At 58.8% G+C, this 22521-nt stretch carries 24 protein-coding genes and 1 tRNA gene; 14 read left to right on the plus strand and 11 right to left on the minus strand.

What is annotated here, in order from left to right; genetic code table 11:
* Positions 1 to 174: 174 nt before the first annotated feature.
* Positions 175 to 834 carry a hypothetical protein gene (locus tag DCC24_RS04460; RefSeq protein ID WP_110098729.1) on the minus strand — a complete coding sequence of 220 codons (660 nt, stop codon included), beginning with the start codon at positions 832 to 834 and terminating at the stop codon, positions 175 to 177.
* Positions 835 to 980: 146 nt separating this feature from the next.
* Here DCC24_RS04460 and DCC24_RS04465 point away from each other — a divergent pair, with 146 nt between their 5' ends.
* Entirely contained in the window at positions 981 to 1496 is a 516-nt protein-coding gene (locus DCC24_RS04465) for a GNAT family N-acetyltransferase (protein ID WP_110098730.1), read from the plus strand.
* 1 nt (position 1497) lies between these two features.
* Here the strand turns inward: DCC24_RS04465 and bioB are convergent, their stop codons facing one another.
* From bioB to DCC24_RS04480, 3 genes are all read right to left on the minus strand, one after another.
* Positions 1498 to 2649, minus strand: a complete 1152-nt coding sequence (gene bioB / locus DCC24_RS04470) for a biotin synthase BioB (RefSeq protein ID WP_233491987.1) — start codon at positions 2647 to 2649, stop codon at positions 1498 to 1500.
* A 158-nt stretch (positions 2650 to 2807) separates the two neighbouring features.
* Positions 2808 to 3527, minus strand: a complete 720-nt coding sequence (locus tag DCC24_RS04475) for a GAP family protein (RefSeq protein ID WP_110098732.1) — start codon at positions 3525 to 3527, stop codon at positions 2808 to 2810.
* An 80-nt stretch (positions 3528 to 3607) separates the two neighbouring features.
* Positions 3608 to 4225, minus strand: a complete 618-nt coding sequence (locus DCC24_RS04480; RefSeq protein WP_146206280.1) for a hypothetical protein — start codon at positions 4223 to 4225, stop codon at positions 3608 to 3610.
* A 347-nt stretch (positions 4226 to 4572) separates the two neighbouring features.
* Between DCC24_RS04480 and DCC24_RS04485 the strand changes: the two genes are divergently transcribed.
* The 7 genes from DCC24_RS04485 to DCC24_RS04515 all read left to right on the plus strand — a co-directional run bounded on the left by DCC24_RS04485 (position 4573) and on the right by DCC24_RS04515 (position 10342).
* Positions 4573 to 5283, plus strand: coding sequence for a thiamine phosphate synthase (locus DCC24_RS04485; protein WP_199446202.1), 711 nt, complete (start codon positions 4573 to 4575; stop codon positions 5281 to 5283).
* Entirely contained in the window at positions 5280 to 6473 is a 1194-nt protein-coding gene (thiO, locus tag DCC24_RS04490) for a glycine oxidase ThiO (protein ID WP_110098734.1), read from the plus strand. The genes DCC24_RS04485 and thiO overlap by 4 nt, the downstream gene beginning before the upstream one ends.
* A gap of 8 nt (positions 6474 to 6481) precedes the next feature.
* Complete coding sequence (gene thiS, locus DCC24_RS04495) at positions 6482 to 6718, plus strand: sulfur carrier protein ThiS (RefSeq protein WP_199446204.1); 237 nt, start codon at positions 6482 to 6484, stop codon at positions 6716 to 6718.
* A 4-nt stretch (positions 6719 to 6722) separates the two neighbouring features.
* Positions 6723 to 7547: a thiazole synthase gene (locus DCC24_RS04500; RefSeq protein WP_110098735.1), complete on the plus strand. Its 825-nt coding sequence runs from the start codon at positions 6723 to 6725 to the stop codon at positions 7545 to 7547.
* A 4-nt stretch (positions 7548 to 7551) separates the two neighbouring features.
* Positions 7552 to 8736, plus strand: coding sequence for a ThiF family adenylyltransferase (locus DCC24_RS04505; RefSeq protein ID WP_199446206.1), 1185 nt, complete (start codon positions 7552 to 7554; stop codon positions 8734 to 8736).
* 172 nt (positions 8737 to 8908) lie between these two features.
* Positions 8909 to 9841: an NAD-dependent epimerase/dehydratase family protein gene (locus DCC24_RS04510; protein ID WP_110098737.1), complete on the plus strand. Its 933-nt coding sequence runs from the start codon at positions 8909 to 8911 to the stop codon at positions 9839 to 9841.
* A gap of 147 nt (positions 9842 to 9988) precedes the next feature.
* Positions 9989 to 10342 carry a hypothetical protein gene (locus tag DCC24_RS04515; RefSeq protein WP_110098738.1) on the plus strand — a complete coding sequence of 118 codons (354 nt, stop codon included), beginning with the start codon at positions 9989 to 9991 and terminating at the stop codon, positions 10340 to 10342.
* Positions 10343 to 10533: 191 nt separating this feature from the next.
* Here DCC24_RS04515 and DCC24_RS04520 read toward each other — a convergent pair whose 3' ends face one another.
* The 3 genes from DCC24_RS04520 to dnaG form a co-directional block, all read right to left on the minus strand.
* Positions 10534 to 11997, minus strand: coding sequence for a benzoate/H(+) symporter BenE family transporter (locus tag DCC24_RS04520; RefSeq protein ID WP_110098739.1), 1464 nt, complete (start codon positions 11995 to 11997; stop codon positions 10534 to 10536).
* Between the two features lie 516 nt (positions 11998 to 12513).
* Positions 12514 to 12585 (minus strand) — tRNA-Asn (locus DCC24_RS04525).
* Between the two features lie 82 nt (positions 12586 to 12667).
* Positions 12668 to 14539 carry a DNA primase gene (dnaG, locus tag DCC24_RS04530; RefSeq protein ID WP_110098740.1) on the minus strand — a complete coding sequence of 624 codons (1872 nt, stop codon included), beginning with the start codon at positions 14537 to 14539 and terminating at the stop codon, positions 12668 to 12670.
* Between the two features lie 84 nt (positions 14540 to 14623).
* Between dnaG and DCC24_RS04535 the strand changes: the two genes are divergently transcribed.
* Positions 14624 to 15388 carry an NAD-dependent deacylase gene (locus tag DCC24_RS04535; protein ID WP_110098741.1) on the plus strand — a complete coding sequence of 255 codons (765 nt, stop codon included), beginning with the start codon at positions 14624 to 14626 and terminating at the stop codon, positions 15386 to 15388.
* A gap of 46 nt (positions 15389 to 15434) precedes the next feature.
* On the opposite strand, the gene DCC24_RS04540 is transcribed toward DCC24_RS04535, so the two are convergent.
* Both DCC24_RS04540 and dusB read right to left on the minus strand, forming a co-directional pair.
* Complete coding sequence (locus DCC24_RS04540) at positions 15435 to 16745, minus strand: deoxyguanosinetriphosphate triphosphohydrolase (protein WP_110098742.1); 1311 nt, start codon at positions 16743 to 16745, stop codon at positions 15435 to 15437.
* A complete protein-coding gene (gene dusB, locus DCC24_RS04545; protein ID WP_110098743.1) occupies positions 16738 to 17973 on the minus strand; it encodes a tRNA dihydrouridine synthase DusB in 1236 nt (411 codons plus the stop codon). The genes DCC24_RS04540 and dusB overlap by 8 nt, the downstream gene beginning before the upstream one ends.
* 128 nt (positions 17974 to 18101) lie before the next feature.
* On the opposite strand from dusB, the gene DCC24_RS04550 reads away from it, so the two are divergent.
* From DCC24_RS04550 to DCC24_RS04565, 4 genes are all read left to right on the plus strand, one after another.
* A complete protein-coding gene (locus tag DCC24_RS04550) occupies positions 18102 to 18371 on the plus strand; it encodes an LLM class flavin-dependent oxidoreductase (RefSeq protein ID WP_110098744.1) in 270 nt (89 codons plus the stop codon).
* A 110-nt stretch (positions 18372 to 18481) separates the two neighbouring features.
* Positions 18482 to 18715, plus strand: coding sequence for an antirestriction protein ArdA (locus tag DCC24_RS04555; protein WP_110098745.1), 234 nt, complete (start codon positions 18482 to 18484; stop codon positions 18713 to 18715).
* Between the two features lie 276 nt (positions 18716 to 18991).
* Positions 18992 to 19354, plus strand: coding sequence for a helix-turn-helix transcriptional regulator (locus DCC24_RS04560; RefSeq protein ID WP_043057154.1), 363 nt, complete (start codon positions 18992 to 18994; stop codon positions 19352 to 19354).
* On the plus strand, positions 19351 to 19953 hold the full coding sequence (locus DCC24_RS04565) for a cadmium resistance transporter (protein WP_110098746.1): 603 nt from the start codon (positions 19351 to 19353) through the stop codon (positions 19951 to 19953). The genes DCC24_RS04560 and DCC24_RS04565 overlap by 4 nt, the downstream gene beginning before the upstream one ends.
* Positions 19954 to 19996: 43 nt before the next feature.
* Here the strand turns inward: DCC24_RS04565 and DCC24_RS04570 are convergent, their stop codons facing one another.
* Positions 19997 to 20386 (minus strand): heavy metal-responsive transcriptional regulator, encoded by a 390-nt coding sequence (locus DCC24_RS04570; RefSeq protein ID WP_110098747.1) that lies wholly within the window; start codon positions 20384 to 20386, stop codon positions 19997 to 19999.
* 65 nt (positions 20387 to 20451) lie between these two features.
* On the opposite strand from DCC24_RS04570, the gene merA reads away from it, so the two are divergent.
* The gene (gene merA, locus DCC24_RS04575; protein WP_233242820.1) at positions 20452 to 21873 is read left to right on the plus strand and encodes a mercury(II) reductase; all 1422 of its coding nucleotides are present in this window, start codon (positions 20452 to 20454) and stop codon (positions 21871 to 21873) included.
* A 7-nt stretch (positions 21874 to 21880) separates the two neighbouring features.
* On the opposite strand, the gene DCC24_RS04580 is transcribed toward merA, so the two are convergent.
* The gene (locus tag DCC24_RS04580; protein ID WP_043057151.1) at positions 21881 to 22411 is read right to left on the minus strand and encodes a DinB family protein; all 531 of its coding nucleotides are present in this window, start codon (positions 22409 to 22411) and stop codon (positions 21881 to 21883) included.
* Positions 22412 to 22521 lie beyond the last annotated feature (110 nt).

Here is a 22521-nt window from a genome sequence, read left to right on the forward strand (position 1 = left end):
AAAATTCCTACTCTCCACGGGAGGTGTTCAGTACCAGCAACAAACTATCATGACCGGTGCACCGACGAGAACCATCGGGCCCTCGTCGGTGCACCAAACGTCTACTCAGCGTGTTTCTCTCAGTATTTCACACCTTGGGCTTGAATGCCTGGGGGAATTCACACAATGACCAGATTAGTTAGCGGGCACCGTCTCTTCAGCAAGATCCTGGCCATTGGTGTCGTCGAGGTCAACGTCCCACCGCAATTGGTCATCGTCCTCATCCAATTCCAGCTCGTCGACGATCGCTTCATCATCGCGTCCCTGAAGGACTTGCTGAGCTGCTTCAGCCGCGGTGACCGTGGCTTGTTCGGCTTTCTGCGTATCGTCGTCATCGCCGTCGTCTTGCTCGGTCTCGGTGACCTGACCTTCTGGAGTGATCACCAACTCATAAAGAGCACCCGAAGAAACTACGTCAACTTCATAGCTTGCACCAGAGTCCTCGCGATCCACTGCAATGACCACCCCATCACTATATTCATTCAGTGCCGCATCAATCACGCCGAAGACCGCGTCCTCGCTTTCCGCGGTACCGTTTGAGTCGTTGGCACTACTAGCGTCATCATCCTGATCATCGCTGTCTGACTGGTCGTTTTCTTCCACCTGGCCATCAGCGTCGGCACCAGCATTCTGGTTGTTCGCCTCGGTCCCAGAGTCTGCGCTCTGCTCAGCGGGGGCATTTGCTGAAGTGTCGGTACCTTGTTCTTCGGTCGAGCAACCTGTCAGCGTGGCCAGTCCCAGAACGCTAAGCCCCAGAACAGTGGTGACATGGCGGGTAGTGGTAGTTGTCATCATCAGAATCTCCTCCTTGCGGGATTACATCTCGTCGTGATTCTGTTTTGACCCGAGGATGCTATTCCCCCGGCTGATGAGTCTGAACGTATCGAGAGTTTGTGAGAAGGCTATGAGAATTGATGCGTATGAGGCCTAAACTGACACTCATGAGCCCAACGATTCGCCCCGCGCGTCCGCAAGATACCGCCGAAATCCTTCAGATGATCCAGGCCCTTGCCGTGTACGAGAAAGAGCCTGATGCCGTCCGCAATACTGCCGAGCAGTTGCAAGTCCATCTTTTCGGCCCGCACCCTGCCATTTTCGCCCACGTCGTTGACGCGCCCGGTCCCAGCGACGGCCGGCTAGCTGGATTCGCATTATGGTTTTTGAACTATTCCACGTGGGAGGGGACGCACGGAATCTATCTCGAGGACCTCTACGTGCGTGCACAACACCGTGGCCAGGGATACGGCAAGGCGCTACTACAGCATCTGGCCAGTATTGCCGTAGCGCGCGGTTACCGCCGGGTCGAGTGGTCAGTGCTGGACTGGAACCAACCCTCCATTGATTTCTACCGCCACCTCGGGGCCTACCCCATGGATGGCTGGCACGTCTTCCGGCTCGATGGCCCCGCACTCCAATCGTACGGAACTTCGCAGGATTCCAACCGGCCAGAGGCGTAAATTAGGCATTCGGCGCGTAGTCAGTCCCAGCTCCCCGCAACCGGATCGACGGAATCAACACACCGTCGGGGTCTGTCTCGTGGCCTGTGACCGTGGGACGCGGTTTACCGCAAGGCAAGGACTCCGACGCCGCCGTAGCCACAGATTCGTTGACCTTCTGAGCCGGCTGGGGATCGGTTGATACAGCAGCCAGATGCGCAGCACGGTGTGCTTTGAGCTCGTCACGTAATTGTTGTGCATCTTCAGTGCCCACGATAGAGAATCCGCCATCGACGATCATGTCAAGATCTTCTTCAGCCGGTTGCCCCTCTGAGGTGAGATAGTCTCCCAAGAATAATGAGTTAGCCACATGGAGCGATAGTGGCTGTAGCGAGCGCAAGTGCATTTCTCGACCACCCGCGATCCGCAGTTCGCGGTCAGGACACATAAACCGCACCGCGCACAGGATGCGCATGCATTGCTGTGGGGTGAGATAATTGGTCCCCGCAAGAGGGGTGCCCTCAAAAGGGATCAGGAAGTTGACCGGAATCGAGTCTGAGTCGACGTCCCGGAGCGACTCAATGGTTTCAATGATCTGCTCATTGGTTTCGCCCATACCCACAATCAGACCCGAGCACGGTGACAATCCAGCATTTCGGGCCTTACCGACAGTATCAACGCGGTCAGCAAAGGTATGAGTGGTGCAGATATTGCCGTAATGTGACTCAGCGGTATTGAGGTTGTGGTTATAGGCATCTACTCCTGCTTCTTTCAATCGTTCCGCCTGCCCGTCTTTGAGGAAGCCCAAGCAGGCACACACCTCAACACCGGGATTGGCCGATTTGATGTCCTCTACCATCCCAGAGACCTTATTAATGTCCCGATTCGAAGGCCCGCGTCCGGAGGCCACCAAGCACACGCGCGAGGCTCCACCGGCGAGCCCGAATTCAGCTTGTCGCCGTGCTTCATCAGCATCAAGCCAGGAGTACTTGAGAATCTCGGTATCTGACCCCAAGCGCTGTGAGCAATAACCACAGTCTTCAGGGCACAGACCAGACTTCAGGTTCACTAGGTAGTTAACCTTGACCTGGTTGCCAAAGTACTTTCTGCGCAAGCGACTCGTAGCGCTGACGAGCTCCATCAAGTCAGTATCTGGACTGGTCAAAATTTCCATCGCGTCGTCAGCGGAAATGACTTCACCGTTTTCAACGCGGTCTGCGAGTAATCCGTAGTTGAACACTGTTCAATCCTTGAACACTGTTCAGGAAATGTCAACCTCCTCACACAAACGGCACGCTTGCCTCCACCGCTCACCTGTGGCGAAATCTGGCGCTAAAGCAGCTCAAAGATACCAATTCCTGCGATAACGACACCGAAAATTGCGGTAAATCCCGCGCTGGAGGATGTCGCCTGTTCAGAAAGTAACTCGTCGAGCGTCGTCAGGGGCCCGGAGACTGTCTTCGGGAAAAAACACCGCCCCAGCGCCAGCAGTAAGGCTGGCATAATCATCACCACACAATACAGGGCCAGCAGACTAGCCGATTGCCACAGACTCAGCTCCTGAGCGACCAAGATGCCGATCGCCGCCAGATAGGGAAGCATGGTGGCCACCTCCAACACCACTGCTGTCAGAGCGAGGCTTGTCATTAAGGACGCCGATTTCAACCCCGAACTCTCGGACTGCATGATGTGGTCTCTGATTCTCCGCAAGACGCCTGGGCCTCGCTTCGGCGCCTTCCGGACGCGGTTTCTTCGGCGATCACGCCACATCAGAAACACCCCAATCATGACAGCCAGGGCCCCGATGAACACCAGAATCCAAGAGAACCCCTCCGATTCAAATACTGACCGGTACCGAGCAAACAGAGCGTCAGCACCTAATAGGAGGGCCAGACCAATCGCGTAGTAACTCAGCGCCACGACAGCTAGGTAGGTCGCAATACGACCAAAGCGGAATTGTCCCGGTGCCATCGTCAACCACACCGGAATGAGCAGTGTCCCGAAAGCCGTGGAGTCTAAGAGCGCGAGGCCACCAATCACGAGGAGCAACATCAAGGGCGAATATACCAATCAGGTCAGCGGAACAGTTCAGAACGAGCTCCGCGTACAGGACTCACGCGATACCGACTTCATTAGCTACCATCCGCCCCAGGTTTCTTCGGCAGTGTTCTTCTGCTCTCTGACTCTGTGTGGCCTGCTCTGTTACTCGGTGAGGCCTGTTGGTGTTCCTTCTGACGCTGTAGTGCTCTCTGATACATCTGCTCGTTCATCACTACTGGCATCGTCTCGTGGCCCGGCATCGGGTCCATCCCCTGAGACTTCATCCAGTCGAACGCCCGACGCATCAACACGTCCAACTGCATCATCGTCTCCTTCTGCCACTTCAAGCTCTGTCTCTCCATCTCTTCCAGCTTGAACGGTCGCACTCGTTCCCGACGCAACTGCACTTTGTGGCTGATCACGATCGCCTTCAGATAGTTCTTGAATTCCTCGGTCACGTCCTGAAACCTCGGAAGTTCCAGTGCCCGATCCAGCACCGACGGAAACTCCCCGTCCACTGTCTCCTCGTCGTACATCTCCACCAGAGACTGCAGATACGGGGTCTCCTCCAACGGGTTCTGCCACACGTTGGGATCCTCGTCCCACGCGTCCTGCTGGGCCTGCCACCGATCGTGTTTGCGTTGCATCACGAGCGGATCCCCGAACCGTTCCTCCCACAGCAGTTCTGGTTCGATCCTGGGTTGGTTCATCCTCGGTTCTGGTTCGATCCTGGGTTGGTTCATCATCATCACTTCCTCTCCGAGTTCTCTGTCATCTCAAAAACATGACATATCCGAATAACTTCTTGGTTGACATAACGCCACAGGGATCGTTTGCTGTCAACCCCTCGCATCTCTTCTTCGGTTAGAGCCGGATTCATCACAGAGTGTTCTCGTGTGCCGGGCTCAGCGTAGAGTATTACCTCGAGGTGACACCGTATCGTCATCAGCCAGTCCGTCCCTTGCTCCGCGCTGATCCGTTGCGGTAGTCGCTAAAGTGTCTGAGACCACAGTCGTGTGGGGCAGCGACATCCGGATCGATCTGAAGGAACGAGCGGTTGGATCAAAGCAAACACCCGAACGAGAGCTTCCTGGAGTGCTACTTCGTGACCGGACGAACCGTGCCCCACCCCACTCCCGAGCCAGATGAAGCTGAAATAGAAGCGATCGTGGATATTGCTCGGCGCGCGGTTGCCGGTGGCGCGGGCATCGTACAGGTTCGGAGTAAGCCGATTAGCGTCCGTGCCCTAACCCGGCTTTCGGTCAACATTGCAGTTGCGGTCGAAGAGGTCAACCCGCAGACCAAGGTGGTCATCGATGATCGCGTCGATGTCGCAGTCGCGCTGATGCCAGACCACCTTGTTCACGGAGTACACCTAGGCCAAGATGATTTGGACCCCAGACTCGCCCGGCGGGTCTTGGGGCCTCAAGCCATCATCGGACTAACCACCGGCACATTGCCACTGGTTGAACAAGCCAACGAGTATGCCGATGTCATTGACTATGTGGGCGCTGGACCGTTTCGCCCAACACCTACCAAGGACTCCGGACGCGAGCCCTTAGGACTAGAGGGGTATCCCGCCCTCGTCGAGGCCTGCCGAGTTCCGGTGGTAGCCATCGGTAGCGTGCGCGCCGAGGATGCGGGCGATTTGGCCGCCACGGGGGTCGCCGGTGTCGCTATTGTACGAGGCTTCATGCAAGCTGAAGACCCCACGGCCGTTGCTCAGGAAGTCAACCAGGCCTTTGCAACCCGGGGGATCACCCGATGACCACGAACGCCTCCGCTACCCGCCTTGTCTCCCCCGTTGGGCACCTGATCATTGGTGCCGGCATTATTGGGCTGACAACCGCAATCGAGTTGTTACGCCACGGGGTTCCCGCTCAAGACATCGCGCTCGTCGACGCCCACCCCATCAGTGGTGCCTCCCGCGTGGCTGGAGGCATGCTCGCCCCGGTGGCGGAGGTCCAATATGGACAAGAAATGCTGTATCCGCTCATGGTGCGTTCGGCTGAACTCTGGCCACAGGTGGTGGACTGGATCCGGGAACGCACCACACTGCCGACAGGATATCGGTCCGAATCCACGCTAGTTGTCGCCGCTGATCGGGCCGATGCGACCCACGTATCTGAGCTCCACGCGCATCAGACCCACCACGGCATGGACGTCCGCCGCATCACCACACGTCAGGCCCGGACCTTAGAGCCGGGACTTTCCCCGCAGTTGGCGGGGGCAGTGGAAATCCCGGGAGATCACCAGGTCAATCCACGATTGTTTTGTGTGGCATCGCTTCAGGTACTCCAACAAGCCGGGGTGCGACTGATAAAGCAACGGGCAACGGCACTGACCTTTGACTCGGCGCGCTGTACCGCGGTGCGCCTGGCCACCAATGATGTCGTCGAGGTCAGTGGGAGCGTCTATGTCTGCAATGGCCTAGGCGCCCAGCATATCGCCGGTGTGCCCGTCTTGCCGTTGCGCCCGGTTTGGGGCGACCTAGTGCGTTTGGCGGTTCCAAACGACCAGCCGGCCCCAGTTGATCGCGTCATTCGCGGTTTCGTCGAGGACCGCCCTATTTACGTCATTCCGCGCACCGATCACACCATTGCCGTGGGCGCCACCAGCCGAGAAGATCAGCGCACCCGTGCCGGCGTCGATGGGGTGTATACGCTGTTGCGGGATGCGATTCGTATCGTACCGGGGCTGGAGGAGTGCGAATTTATCGAGGCCCTCGCTGGGGCTCGACCGGCCACCCCGGACGATCTCCCGCTGCTGGGCAAGATCGGGTCCAACGTGGTCATTTCGACCGGCTATTTCCGCCACGGGGTTTTACTCTCTGCGCTCGCCGGACAGGCCAACGTGGCCCTAGGGTTAACCCAAGACACTTCACAATTTGGACGGAACGACGCAACGGATAAGGTAGGCATCGACATCAGTGCCTGTGCCTTGGAACGGTACCTGTAAAGGAGAGTATGCCCGTGTTGTATACGGTCAACGAGGAACAACGCACCAGCACTACTCCGCTGAGCATCGCGGATATTGTGCACCACGAAACGTCTTCATCCGGGGCAACTGCCGCAGCTACAGCGGATGCACAAGGCATCGCGGTCGCACTTAATCGCACTGTTGTCCCGCGGAGCCAATGGGAATCACAGCAAGTCAGCGATGGTGACGACATCGACCTACTCGTTGCCGTGCAAGGTGGTTAAGCACATGTTGGAGATTGCAGGACGGTCTTTTAACTCCCGGTTGATCATGGGGACCGGCGGTGCGACGAGCCACGAGCTGTTAGAAAAATCCTTGGTCGCCAGTGGCACAGAGCTGACCACAGTTGCTATGCGTCGTTATCGCACGTCACACAGCGCCGATACTCCGTCAAGCAACCGCGGCGAGAGCGTCTTTGCGTTATTGGAACGACTCGGTATTGCGGTGTTGCCCAATACTGCCGGATGTCGCACGGCTAAAGACGCAATCCTTACCGCTCAGCTGGCACGTGAGGCTTTAGGGACGAACTGGGTAAAGCTCGAAGTGATTGCCGATGATCGCACGTTGCTACCGGATGTTGTCGAGCTGGTCGACACCTGCGAGATGCTCGTGGCTGATGGGTTTGAGGTTCTGGCCTACACCAGTGATGACCCCGTGGCGGCCAAACGACTCGAGGACGCCGGAGCCACTGCGGTAATGCCGCTCGGGTCTCCCATTGGAACAGGGCTGGGAGTTCTTAACCCCCATAATATTGAGCTGATCTGTGCCCGGGCCCAGGTTCCGATCATTCTGGATGCAGGTGTAGGCACCGCCTCAGATGCAACGCTGGCCATGGAACTTGGCTGTAGCGGTGTGCTCTTAGCCAGCGCTATCAATCGTTCCCAAGATCCGGTGACGATGGCACAAGCTATGAAACGTGCGGTGGAATCCGGCCGCCTGGCCCGGGAGGCCGGCCGGATCCCCCTCCGCAACCATGCCGAAGGCGCTCTGGCTAGTTCGACCTTCGAAGGCCTTGCCCGGTGGGATGAGAACTGGGCACAAGAGGTGCTCTAGTGTGATGACCGAGCACAGTCCCCAGCCTTTTCGTAGTCTGCCAGTTCAGGAGCAACGACGCACCGCTCGCCACCTGAATCTTCCCGATTTCGGGCCCGCCGAGCAACAACGCCTTCATGACGCTAAGGTGCTCGTTGTAGGTGCTGGCGGACTCGGTAGCCCCGCTATGCAATCGCTGGCAGCAGTCGGGGTCGGCACCATCGTGCTGTATGACGACGACACCGTCGATATCACCAACTTGCACCGGCAGATATTGTTCAGCACAGCCGACACGGGCCGACCAAAAGTCACCGTCGCTGCCGAACAGCTCCGTCGTTTGCAACCGGACATCAGAGTAGAAGAACATCGTGAGCGTCTCACTGCGGAGAATATTCTCGATGCTTTGGCGCACGTCGATGTCGTACTGGATGGTTCCGATACTTTTGCCACCAAGTACTTGGTCGCCGATGCAGCCGAGATCACCGGCACCCCGCTTGTCTGGGCGACAGTACTACGATACAGCGGACAGCTTTCCGTCTTTCAGACGGGAAAAGTAGGTCTGAGGGATCTCTTTCCAAACCAACCAAGTGGAGACGCCATACCGGATTGTGCTTCTGCCGGTGTTTTAGGAGCAACCACAGCAGTCATGGGTTCTTTAGCCGCAACCGAGGTCATTAAGGTGCTCACCGGCATCGGTCACCCACTGCTCGGCTCCGTACTGTCCTATGACGCATTGAACGCCACCACCAGCACCTTTAACGTGATGGCAGATCCGCAGCGCAAGCCAGTCACACCAGCACAGCTTGGTACAACCCCAAGCACCTGCAGATCAAAAACTGCGTGCCCGGACGGCGATGCCCACACCCGGGCCCCCTCTGAACGCCGGCGACTGCTGGACCGCATTTCGCAAGGAGACGCTGTCGCGCTGGACGTGCGCGAATACCACGAAACCTTGCTGGACAATCTCGCAGCGCTAGGACCACACAGTCGCTCCAGCCACCTGGCAATGTCGGAGTTAACTTTGCCAGACGGCACACTTGAACAAGATGCCCCGCAGGTCCGAGATCTATTCTCCCGTCACGGCGAAGCAGACATCGTCGCGTACTGCGCTTCTGGCAAACGCAGTCAGCGGTTTGTTGAGGCCTACTCATCACTCGCACAAGCACACGGGGTCACACTGACCAACCTTCCCGGAGGAGTCTCGGGCTGAATCGCCGCCCGGCACACGAGACATCAGCGCCGGTGGTATCACCTCACGAGCTATCTATCCCCAAGCATTATCTCGAACTACCTGACTACTCGACGGTATGTTTGGCACGATAAATGCCGATATGTGACGGGAAAAATCGTAGTCAGAGCGAGTATCGGGTAAGCTTCAACTTATGAATCAGCCTCTCCACGTTACTGTTACCGGCGCCGGGGGTTTCCTCGGTAGCCACGTCGTTTCCCAGCTGGAAGCAGCCGGGGAAAAAGTCACCGCGCTAGCGGATGCCAACGATTGCGATATCACCGATGCCCAGGACGTGGAGCAAACCATCGGGCCCTGCGATGTCATCGTCCACTGCGCAGCGATGGTGACTATTGAAGACCAGGTGAAACCGCAGGTACGAGCCGTCAACGTCGAAGGCACCGCCAATATCCTGGAAGCGGCGCGTCGTCACCAGGCTCGTCTGGTGTATGTGTCGTCTGTTCATGCCCTCACCGAGGCTCCGACCGGCGTCGTGATGGAAGAACCGGAGTCGTTCGACCCCGACACCGTCTTCGGGGGGTATGCCAAAACCAAGGCTGAGGCAGCGGCCCTTGTCATGGAAGCTGATGACGTCGATCGGGTCATCATTCATCCTTCAGGGCTGTTAGGCCCGAACGATCCCGGGGCAACAAACCTGACGACACTGGTGCAGCGCCTGGTGGATGGAGAACTGGGAGTGGTGGTCAAAGGTGGCTATGACATGGTCGACGTGCGTGACGTGGCCGTTTGCGTGGTCAAAGCCTGTCGCACCGGTTCGGGACCCTATCTGGCAACCGGTGGCTACGTGAGCCTGCGTCAACTCGGACGGATTGTCACCAACTTGGTCGATCGACGTGACCCCCTGACATTGCCGTTGTGGGTGGCTCGGGCAGCAGCGGTGCCGGTCGAAGGTGTCGCGCGTCTCTTCGGACGGCCCCCGCTATTTACTAAGTATTCTCTCTATACCCTGAGCTCAGGAAACCGTTTCAAAAATGCCAAGGCCCGCCGTGAGCTGGGGTTCGAGCCTCGTCCACTGGAAGAAACCTTGAGCGATATGGTGGACGAGCGACAGTCGCAACAAGACTGACGCGGCGTCCCTGAAGCACCCGCCCTGTCTGGTTCTCGTCGGGCCTCGCCTCGGTAGTCAGGAGGGGCCCGAGGCATGATGCCGTCCGGACCGGCCCCATTGTGATACGAATGTCGCGATGATCGACACCGATCTCAAAATTTCAGGGTGAGATGTCGCCCACAACTTTATGTTGTCCGTGGTTTTCCGTACGAATGGAAGGACCAACGGTTCATTACCGATACCGACCGCTACCACAAGGAAGTGATCACCATGGGACCGTTCATCGCGTTGGTCATTTTGGGGGCCATCACGCTCTTTGCACTGTTGGGGACTCGCCCTATCTCGACGCTGTTGACTCTGCTTCAACTGGGATTGTTTTTCTTGGCAGGATTCACCATCATCTATTCAACCGGTGCTGAATATCCGGCATGGGGCCATGCTGTCCTCTACTCAGCCGGATGGATCTTGATCACAGCGTGCCGTTCCGGACTTATCGGGGCCCTGATGAGAGACCGATGACACTGCCCAGTCCACGTCCGAGATCGCCACGAAGCAAGCACCAGAAAATTTCGACCTGAAACGTCCTCGTTCCAGTGCTCCGGACGAGGACGTTTCATTGTCGTTGTATTGGCCTCCGGCTGAAGCAGACGCAGGTTCGACGCGCGAGAAAGCGCCCACCACTCACGGGCGGGCGCTTTCTCCGTGTTCATTTAACGGCCGTCTGGTCCCGAACCATCCTCCGATGCCCGCTTAGTCTCAGTCTGACCAGGTTCCCCTGCCTCAGTGCTGGCCTGCTGCTGTTCAGCAGCAAACTCGTCCGAGGCATCATGGGGCGAAGGCTCCGCAAAGAGACCGTCATCTTCTCCCTTGAAGAAGTCCTTCGTGTAGATGAGCAGGCACAGAATGATACCTGCCACAAAGCCCCAGCTTGCTCCCATGGTGGCAAGAATTGCTGCGGTCACTCCAGCGATACCAAGGTCGGTTTTCGAGCGTGCCTCGGTAATACCAACTCGAATTGACACAAAGCCCTGCACCAGCAGGGTCAGTGCCAGTGCGACCCCGAGCACCGGCTCCATCAACGTCACGATCGGCAAGAGCCAAAGACCCGTATTCGTTCCCAACCGGAACGAACCCGCCCCGCTGAAAATCGATTGCATCGCCTTCGGGCCCTTCTTGTACCGCTCCGAAGTTGTCACGTGCATGGCAGCCCAAAGCGGACCACACATCGCGGTGTCGGGCCCGAAGATACTCATCAAAACGTTTCGACCACCGAAAATCAGGTGCCCACGGTTGGGGTTATAGCGAACGTTCTCATCGGTGCGCACCACGTTTGCTTCGTCCAGCACAGCGCGTGCCTGCAGGACATCGCCGAAAACGACGATGTAGGCAGCCAGCACCGTGGGAATTGCGGTCAGGAACATCCCGATCGGTGGCACACCCAGACCAAACACCGTGTATTCAGTGATTAGCGTGTGGAAATCAGGGGTGCTGAAACCCCACTCGACGTCAGGCCAAGGTACTTCGTTAAACAGCGGAGCGATAACCACAGCCAGGAGCATGGCGGGCAGAATGCCGAGGCTACCGATGAAAGCCAGGACCCCAGATTTACGTTGCCACATCTGGAAGTGTTTTGAGTACAACAAGAAAAATGCGATACCGACGCAGATGGTGATCGTCCAAGGGAAGTCCTCAAATTGCCCGCCCGCGGAGAAGACTCCCTGCACGGCTGCCAGTCCAGCACCGACGACGATGCCGGCGCGCAGTGCGTTCGGCACGAATCGCACCACCTTTGAGGCGAGCCCCGTGACACCCAGCGTCAGCGACAGCACCCCCAACACCAGCTGGAACGAAACCAGCGCATGGACCCGCTGTTCCACTGGGAATGATTCAAGATATAGCGCCAACAGTGGAATCGCTGGGGTGATCCAGCCAGGGACGACCGGGTCACCCAGCATGTGATGGGTGAGGTAGAGCAAGCCGTTGAGAATCACGATCGCAAGCGCAGCCTCAAACGGCATTTCGAGCAGCTCGGTCATCAACGGAATGGCGGAGAGGTCAACCGCACACATTACGAGACCCTGCGTGTAGTCTCGCCATTCAAATCGGTAGTGCAAGAAGGGCAGCCGAACGTCAAACGGCCCCGCCTTCCACGGTTTCGCATATCGACGCGTCATTATATAACTCCTCTATGCCATGACGAAACGCCGCTCTTCGGAATGGGTGTGAGGCGAGATCGGGTTTCGCAGTGGGTGTATTTGTATCCTGAGAGACTTCGAGGTCCTGAAGAATCAGGGGCACTGAACCACACGATTCCACGGACCTCGATGACGTCTGATTCTAGTTCCTGCTACCGTGCTACGGATGGTTATTGTCAGCACTGTGAGGTACTACTCAAATCGACCTGGCTTGGCCTCGGGCCAGAGGCGTCCGCACCCCGATAACGACCTCGTGAGAAGGCACGCCATCGTGGGTGGCCGAATACCTCGCCCGCCCCCTGAAAACTCGAGATAAAAACAGCTATGGCGCACGAGCCCACCTTGTTCAGTCTCAACCCACCAGATACCGTCTCAGACGGTTGCAGGATGCTGGTAGTTGCTTCTGGCATTGGTTGTGCCCAGTTACTGGGGGAGGGAACCTTTAACGCAAAACGTCCCCGCCCGGGAGTTCCGAACGGGGACGTTTCTTCACAGCTCCCCCAGCTGGATTCGAACCAGCAACCCTTCGATTAACAGTCGAATGCTCTGCCGTTGAGCTATGGAGGAAAGCGACGGATAATCACTTTAGCAGAAGAAATCCGAAGTGTGAAATCGAGGTGACATCGGCTGATCTGTGAGGCTGGGGGTCTTAGTGGCCTCTGATGGCCCGGCGACGCTGTTCGAGTTGCATCAGTTCCTGATTGATTTTCAGGAACTCGTCGTCGTTGTCGCCCACTCGATTTAGCTGGGCTAGCAGGTCAGCTTTGCGACGGGTGATCTGTAATTCAAACAGACTGTTCATGATGTCGCGACAGTAGAGAACGACATCATGTTCATTCGTTGCAGGTAAGGCTGTCACGGCCAGCTCAGCGACCATGGGACGCAAGGCAGCGGGCACTTCCTCAGAGACTTTTTCAACCCACCCGTTCAAACTCTCGGTCGTTGAACCTGTGGTAATGATGGCCGCCTGGATCGCTGCGAAGACCGGCACTCTGAAGACAGAGGAGTAGAACGCTTCCCACTGCTCTTGGGAGAGCACCTCCGGGTACTGGAGCAAGACCTCTAGCGCGCCTTTTTCCATTCTGGCCACAGGATCCCTAAGATCGGGGTGACTTGCCACCGGGAGGTTCTCACCTACCTGCCGTTGTTGCCCCGACTGGGATACTCTGGCCGAGTGTTCTTTTTGGTGTTGTTGGAGGCGACGTTCTTCGGTACGAACCGCTTGGTCGACATCGGTGAGTTCCAGCCCCAGTTTTCCGGCAAGATCTCGAGCATACTCCTTTTTCATGATGGGATCTTTAATGCCAGCCAGAATGGGGGCTGTGGCTCGCAATGCTTGGGAACGGCCCTCCACGCTCTGAAGATCAAACCGCTTCAGCGTCGTGTTGAGGGCAAATTCGAATAATGGCCGCTTCGAGTCAATGAGCTCCCGCAGAGCGTGGTCTCCTTTGTTAACACGCAGGTCACAAGGATCCATACCCGAGGGTTCTACGGCCACGAAAGTGCGAGCTTGAAACTGTTGGTCTTCTTCAAAGGCCCGCAACGCTGCTTTCTGACCGGCTTCATCGCCGTCAAACGTGAAGATCACTTCGGCGCCACTGCGGTCATCGCTGATCAGCCGGCGCACAATTTTGGTATGGCCCGACCCGAATGCGGTTCCACAAGTGGCGACAGCGGTGTCCACGCCGGCAAGGTGAGCTGCCATCACATCGGTGTAGCCCTCCACCACTACGAGCTGACGGTGCTGAGAGATCTGGCGTTTGGCGATATCCAGCCCGTAGAGAACTTGGGACTTCTTATACAACGCAGTCTCCGGAGTATTCAGATATTTCGGTCCGGGGTCTTCGTCTGACATTTTCCTCGCCCCGAATCCAATGGTGGCGCCGGTCAGATCCCGGATCGGCCAGGTCAGCCGATCTCTGAACCGGTCATACAGACCGCGACGTCCTTCTGAGAACAGCCCGGTGGCTTTCAATTCCTGGTCGGTAAATCCGTGGCGGTGCAAGTGGTCGAGCAGATTCGACCACCCGGCCGGGGCGTAGCCAACCCCGAAACGTTGGGCATCCTCAGCCGTGAATTCCCGGGATTGGAGGAATTGCTGTCCCAATGTTGCCTGGGATGTTTGCAGGGTTTTCTGATAGAACTCGTCGGCAATCTTGTGGGCTTCCAACAGACGCTGGCGCTGTCCAACCTCGCGGCGGTCTGGACCCTGACCGTCCTGATAGGCGACTTCGATGCCAGCTTTAGCCGCTAACGCTTCCACCGTTTCGGTAAATGAGGTGTGTTCCAACTCCATGAGGAAACTAAAGACATCCCCGGAGGCTTCACATCCGAAACAATGGTAGGTGCCCACCGATGGCCGCACGTGGAATGACGGAGTCCGCTCGTCATGGAAAGGGCACAAGCCTTTGAAGGATCCCACACCGGCGGACTTGAGCGTGACATAGTCTTCCACCACGGCTTTCAAGTCCGTGGCTTGCCGTACCGCATCGATGGTGTCGCGCTTAATCAGTCCTGCCATAGCACCAGTCTAGGAGCAACGACCGACAGCGTTCTCCACCGGCTGAGCATCTGTGGATAGCATGGAGAGGTGCAAGAATTAGTCATGGAAAAAACACGTGAAGTCCTGGCCGATGCCGAGCACATTGTCGTTTTCTCCGGTGCCGGTATCTCCAAGGAATCCGGCCTGTCCACCTACCGTGAGCCATTGGAAGGCCTGTGGGAGAAGTGGGACCCCCAAGAATTAGCCACCGTTGAGGCCATGTACTACAACCCGGAGCTGGTATGGACGTGGATGATGCATCAGGCAGTGACCATGCGCCAGGCTACTCCGAATCCCGCCCACGAAGCCGTGGCCGAAATGCAACGCCGGCTCCACGATGTTCGGGTCATCACCCAAAACGTTGATGACCTCCACGAACGCGGGGGTGCCACGGTTCTGTCGCACTTACACGGCCAAATCGCCACATTCCGGTGCCATGACTGTCAGCGTCCCTCGCCGTTTTCTTTGGAGCAGATCCTGGCCCAACAGCAAATCACCCAGGCACCAACTGATCCCGAGCGACTCGCCCAGCCTCTCGAGTGTGAGATCTGTACCGGGTATTTACGCCCCGACGTTGTGATGTTCGGCGAGGTGCTCCCCCAGCAAGATTTCACGGACGCTCTGACCGCCATGCAACAGGCCGACGCCGTCATCTCTGTGGGAACATCCTCGGTGGTGCAACCAGCAGCATCTTTGCCGTTGGCGGCCTCACGGGCGACGCTGATCGAAATCAACCCGGCCCCAACCGAGCTGTCGGAAATGGCCGATATTATTCTGCGAGCGCCAGCAGCTGAGGTCATGCCACAGCTGGTTCCGGCCCGCGACTAGACCATGCTTAGACCATGCTGCGGAGCCGAGTAGTTTAAAGAAACCACTAGTTAATGCGAGTGGGTTCGGCGTTACCCGCCACCAGATTGCCGTGCCACTGTAGCGCCGCGTAGTCGCTCAGTGATGCCACCTGATCGATGACAGCTCGGAATTTGCCGGCGTCGTCGGCCCGCTGCCAGTCGCGGGCATAGATCGGCTCCAAATAGCGGTCGTCGTTCTCAGCCAAGAGCTCGACCAATTCACTCAGGATCTCGCGTTGCCGGGCGTAAAACGGTTGCCGTTCTTCGGACTCCATCACGTAGGTGGCCGCGATTCCTTTCATGACCGCGATTTCGACCTCGGTGTCTTCGGGAACCACCACGTTGGCGTTGTGTCGGGTGAGGTGGTCATTGCCGTAGACCTCACGGGTGGCGTTGAACGCTGAGGTGCAGAATCGCCCAATGAGTTGGGAGGTCATGTCCTTGAGCTGTGAGCGGGCTTGGCGGGACCCGTCGATCCGACCGACCCATTCTGGTGCGTGTTCCAGCCGGTCGAGCCCAGCCTCGATGGTGGCTTCATCGGTGTCGGGCAGGTACCAGGCCTGGATTGTGGACACCGCACGGGCGCGCTGTTCGGGGTCTTTGAGCCAATGCAGTTGGAAGTGCCCGGAGACCACCCCGTCTTCGATGTCGTGCACCGAGTAGGAAATATCATCGGCGAGATCCATGACTTGGGCTTCCATGGATTTCCTGGTGCCGGTCAGACCTTGGCGGAACCAGGTGAACACTGGCAGATCGTCTTCATAGACCCCAAATTTCCGCACACCGGGTTGACGGGTCCAGGGGTATTTGCAAGCGGCATCCAGGCTGGCCCGGGTGAGGTTCAGCCCGGCAGAGGTACCGTCTGCGAAGGATTTTTTGGGCTCCAATCGGGCCAGCAACCGTAGGGTTTGGGCGTTGCCCTCGAATCCGCCGATGTGCTGAGACAGTGTGTCCAGGGCTTTTTCGCCGTTGTGTCCGAACGGTGGGTGTCCGAGATCATGTGACAGGCAGGCGGTATCGACCACATCAGGGTCACATCCCAACGAGCGGCCCAGCTCGCGTCCCACTTGTGAAACCTCCAGTGAGTGCGTCAACCGGGTGCGAGTGAAATCATCATCTCCGGGTGAGAGCACCTGGGTTTTGGCCGACAGCCGACGCAGTGCCGCCGAGTGCACCACGCGAGCCCGGTCACGCTCATAGTCGGAGCGGTAGGAGGACTTCGGCGGTTCAGCTAACCAGCGTTGTCGGTCCCAATCGGTATACCCGGGTGTCTGTACCGCTTGGCCGGCATAGGGTGGACGGTCTTCGGGGCCGAAGAGGGGTTGCTGTCTAACCACCGGAGATATCCAATTCTGCAGCGTGGATCATCGCCTGCTGTTCGGTATTGAGTTCTTGCGAGTCCAGCCAACCGTCGGGCAGGTGGGGTTTCTTCGGGCCACCGGCTCGACCGCGGGGCCCCTCAGCGTCCGCACCGGGGTACGGGATCGACCGGTCCAGGGTGTCCAGGAGCTCACGCAACTGGTCCAGGGTCTCCACGGTAACCATCGAGCGTCGAATTTCTCCGCCGACCGGGTAGCCCTTGAAATACCAGGAGACGTGTTTGCGGATATCGCGCATTGCCTTGAGCTCATCTGCGTAGGTGTCGACCAGTAGTTCGCCGTGGCGGTAGAGCGCATCGGCAACGGTGCCCAGTCCGGGCCGGAACCGCTCTTCAGATCCGGTGAAGGCATTCTGCAAATCCCCAAACAACCAGGGGCGGCCCTGGCACCCGCGACCGACGACCACCCCGTCGACACCGGTGTATTCGACCATCGCGATGGCATCTTCGGCAGACCAGATATCACCATTGCCCAGCACCGGAACCTCGCTGACGGTTGCTTTCAGTTCGGCAATGGAGTCCCAGTTGGCCTGACCGGAGTAGTGCTGGCGCATGGTGCGCCCGTGGAGTGCAATCGCCGAGACCCCCAGATCCACAGCCCGACGGGCCGCTTCCAGGGCGGTGAGGTGCTCCTCGTCGATCCCGCGACGCATTTTGATCGTGACCGGAATATCGCCGGCTTCGTCCACGGCGCCCTTGACGATGGAGGTGAACAGATCGATCTTCCACGGTAGCGCCGATCCCCCGCCGTTGCGGGTGACCTTCGGGACGGGGCAGCCAAAGTTCAAATCGATATGGTCGGTGTGATCTTCTTCGACCAGCATGCGCACAGCAGCGCGAGTGGTGACCGGGTCCACGGAGTACAGTTGCACGGACCGCGGTACCTCATCGGGGTCGTGGGAGATAATCCGCATCGACTCCGGTTTGCGTTCTACCAAGGCACGGGCGGTCACCATTTCGTTGACGTAGAGCCCGCCACCGTACTCGCGGCACAGACGACGAAACGCGGTATTGGTGATCCCGGCCATCGGTGCCAACACCACCGGGACCGGAATGGTCAACGGTCCGATCTGCAATGGGGGCAACGCCAGGGTGGTTTTCTCCGTGGTGTGGTGCGGACGGCCGTGATCTGCGGTACCAGTCGCGATGCGCTGTTCTCGCACAGAAGAAGTCACAGTAGTTGTCATGATTGCTCAATTATCCCAGATCCTGGCCGGCAGGGACCACCGCAGGCGGTCCACAGTGCGTAAAGCAAGCAACATCACTTGGAATAATCACCTGGAATGAAGCCCGATGATCAATTGTTGAACCGAGCATGAAGAAGAAACTCGGGTTTCTGAACTTTGGACACTGGTCCCAAGGACAAAACGGGACTGGTGGCGCGCGCCAAGCCCTGCACGACCAGATTGAGATGACTGTCGCTGGCGAGCAGGTTGGGCTGGATGCCGCCTGGATTCGCTCGCATCATTTTCAGTCGATGTTTTCAGCGCCGTTCCCCACGCTGGCTGCGATGGCGGCGCGGACCTCGACCATTGAACTCGGGACCGGCGTGATCGACTTGCGCTACGAGCACTTAGCTTCATGACGGTTGTGTCGTCGAGGCGGCACAGCGGCCGCTGACACGCCACGCCAGGCGTGGCCGGGAGACCTCCTGAGGAGTAGGCGATCAGCCTGCTCGCGGACGAGGAGGACCCCATGACGACCAGCGCCCGGATCATCCGCCACACCGAGCCCCGCGCAGGGCTTGGCTGTCTCGCGTGCCATAACGAAGGTGGTCTCGTCGGGCAGTGGTACGACGCCGAGGACTGCGACGAGGTCACCCCTGCCCAGCTGCACGGTCACGCGACCGACCACGAGGAACTCTGGGTGATGGACCACGAGGGCATCCCTGTCACCGGCGAGATGGACCCCATGACCGCGGCCCAGTAGGGCCGCATCCTCACCTCGGTGCCCGAGCACCAGCAGGAAGCCCTCTTCGGCTGGGTGCGGTCCGGCAGCTACGTCGCCGAGGACGGCGGCGTCCTCGTCTTCCGCAACCTCTGAGCTATAGGCGCGTTTACTGCACTGTCACGTAAACGCGTCTATACCCTCTTTGACAGTACTCAACTGTTGTCGTGGTGGAAATTCTTTAGGGTGAGCATCGATCTACTCCACTTCTCGTAAAACCCAGAAGAACTATTCAGTCACTGCTGTATAGTTCAGCGCATGCTGACGAATGATGCACGTATTGATGTGATGAACCGCTTGGGTCGAGCCATGGCTGACCCCACGCGGTCCCGCATCCTGTTGACCCTGTTGCGTGGGCCAGAGTATCCGGCGGTACTCGCCCAGAACCTTGAGCTGACGCGGTCGAACGTGTCAAACCATCTGGCCTGTCTGCGGGACTGTGGGATTGTGGTGGCGCACCACCAGGGACGCCAGACGCGCTATGAGATCGCCGACCCACACCTGACTCGGGCACTGACGGCGCTGGTGGACACGACCCTGGCCGTCGATGAGGCCGCACCGTGCATCGACCCGGCCTGCACTGTGGGGGACTGTAGTGACGTTGCGGAGGTGAGTGCGTGATCCTGTCCTCCATTGCGCAAGCAGTTGGGCTGTTCATCGCCACCAATATCGACGACATCATTATCTTGTCGTTGTTCTTCGGCCGAGGCCAAGGACAACCCGGCACCACCCGCCGTATCCTGCTGGGACAATATCTCGGATTCCTCGGCATTCTCGGGGCTGCCGTGCTTGCGGTCCTGGGCGCCCAAGCGCTGCTACCTGACCAAGTGCTGCCTTATTTTGGCCTGATCCCACTGGGGCTAGGCCTATGGGCAACATGGCAGGCGTGGCGCAATCGCGACGACGACGATGACGACGCAGCACAGCTGGAAGGCAAGCGAGTCTCGGTCTGGACCGTGGCCGCGGTGACCTTCGCCAATGGTGGCGACAATATCGGGGTCTATGTGCCAGTGTTCGTCAGTGTTAGCTGGAGCACAATCCTGGCCTACTGCATCGTCTTCTTACTCCTCGTCGCCGTCCTGGTGTTTGTGGCTCGATGGATTACGTCCAGGAAACCTATCGCCGAAGCCCTGGAACGGTGGGAACACATTCTGTTTCCAGCAGTCCTCATTGGGCTGGGCGTTGTGATCCTCATCAGCGGCGGAGCCTTCGGTCTCTAAGCCACAGCGGTTGAACAGTTCTTGCAGTCATCAGCTCTGGCGGTCAGAGGTTGGTGCAGATGGCCTCGGCGTGGCACGTGGCGGGGTCCGTTGCGCGGCTGGTGTGGTGCAGGGCAGTGACGGTCTGGCGTAATTGGATGAGGTCAGCGATCTGCTGGTCGAGCTCGGTCAGACGGTTGGCCAGCAGCGCGTCGACGTGGGCGCAAGGCGGCTGGCCGGTATCGCGCATCCGCAGAATCTCACCGATGTGGGCCAGGGACAGTCCCGCGCGTTGGCCTCGACGGATGAAATCGAGTCGCCAGAGCATCGCTTCGGGGTAGTCTCGGTAGCCGTTCGGGGCCCGATCCGGGGGTGGCAGCAGCCCGATGGCTTCGTAATAGCGCAGCGTTTTGGTGGTGGTGTCGGCAGCGTCTGCCAATTCGCCAATCCTCATTGAACTCAAGGCTCCTTTATGATCGTCGGACTTGACCTTCCAGTGTACTGGAAGGTTCATACTGGGTGCAGACCAAAGAAAGAGGCAAACAGATGGTACAAGGTTTCGACGTTGATCTGGTGGTGGTGGGCTCCGGTGGCGCTGGCATGGCGGCAGCCATTACAGCCCGGCGGGCCGGCAAAGAGGTGTTGGTGATCGAGCGGGACACCCTCGGTGGCACCTGCGTGAACATCGGATGCGTCCCGTCCAAAACGCTGTTGGCCGCGGCCGGCACCCGGCAAGCCGCCCTGACCAACCCGTTCCCCGGGGTCCCCACCTCCGCCGCGGGCGTGGATCTGGGGTCGCTGGTCGGACAAAAAGACCAGCTAATCACCCGGCTGCGAGACACCAAATACGCTGAGGTCGCGGCCGCGCATGGGTTCCAGATCCGCACCGGGGAGGCCTCCTTTGTTGATCCCGACACCCTGGTGGTGGATGGGACCCCGGTGACAGCCGGTTCGATTGTGCTGGCCACCGGCGCGGTGCCAGCCTTACCACAGGACGTGACCGGGTTGGACGAGGTGGACTATCTGACCTCGACCACGGCCATGGCACTGACCGAGCTGCCCGAGTCCATGATTATTATCGGCGGCGGCTACGTCGGCATCGAACAAGCCCAGCTTTTTGCCGACTTGGGCACCCGGGTGACGATCATCGGCCGGATCGCCCCCACCGCCGAGCCAGAAATGACCGCCATCCTCCGACAAACCCTGACCCTCGATGGGATTACGGTGCTCGAAGAGCACGCCACCGGGGTGACCCAGGAGCATGACCAGATCCAGGTGGCCACCGCCTCGGGACGCAGCCTGTGTGCTGAGCGCCTGCTGGTGGCCACCGGCCGCCGCCCGTCCACCGAGCATCTCAACCTGCCCGCCGCAGGTATCACCACCGACCAGGAGGGATTCATCCTCGTCGATGACCACCAGCGCACCACCAATGCGCGGGTCTTTGCTGCCGGTGACGTTACGGCGGCCCCGCAATATGTCTACGTCGCCGCGGCCACCGGCAAAGCTGCCGCGGCCAATGCCCTGCGCACCGATCCGCAAGTGCCGGCCACGAAAGTCGATTACACCGGCCTACCTGCCGTGATCTTCTCGCGCCCCCAACTGGCCACGGCCGGACTGACCGAAGCCGCGGCCCGGAGAGCCGGGTACCGGTGTCACTCCCGGGTGCTGAGCTTCCAAGACCTGCCGCGCGCCTTAGTCAATCACGACACTTGCGGGGCGCTGAAGATGGTCGCCGAAACAGGAACCGACAAAATCCTGGGCATCAGCGCTATCGGCGATCACGCAGCAGAGCTCCTGCTCCCGGCAACTTATGCGATCACCGCGGGGATGACCACCCGCCACCTCGCCGACACCTGGGCACCCTATCTGACCACCTCCGAAGCACTGCGCCTGGTGGCAGGCACCTTCCATGACGAGCTGCCCACGTCTTGTTGTGCCTGACCCTTTGTTATTCGGGGGTGTGGGGCAGGAAACTCAGTTGCTGGGCGTGGAAGGCGAAATGTTTCGTGGGGTAGGCGTAGAGGTCGGCCACGGTCATCACCGGCCGAAAAAATGGATCCCACCGGGTGGGAAACGCCATCTGCAGCCCCAAGGAGGCGTGGGACTCGGTTTCCAGGTTGGCGGCCAGCGTGGTCGTGACCCGACGCAACTTCCGGGCCATCCGGTGACGATTGTACACGCGCGATGCCGCCCAAGACCCCCAGTAATTGACCCAATCAAAGGGCTTGGTCCCGGCATCGAGCAACCCAGCAAAGGCATTCCCCACGGACGGTGGCAACCGACCGAAACACTTGACGAGGGGCAGCAGGCGTCGGGTCACCATGTAACCGAACACCATGTGAAACAACAATTCTTCGTTGGTCCAGCGCGTACCGGCGCTTCGGCTACGCAACTCGGCGTCACCAGCCAGCGCGAGGAAGGTTTCCAGATCGCCACAGGCGTGCAGATATCCAACGGTGATCTCAGCACGGTCTATCACGGTGACCTTCTTCGGTCTGGAGCGGGGTCTTGCTCGCCTTGTCCTTTTATTATGGACTGCATTTCAACCTGTCTTGGCAGCATAGTTGCGCACACGTACGCAGCATCTAA

Source organism: Auritidibacter sp. NML100628, assembly GCF_003185985.1.
Lineage (GTDB): Bacteria > Actinomycetota > Actinomycetes > Actinomycetales > Micrococcaceae > Auritidibacter > Auritidibacter ignavus.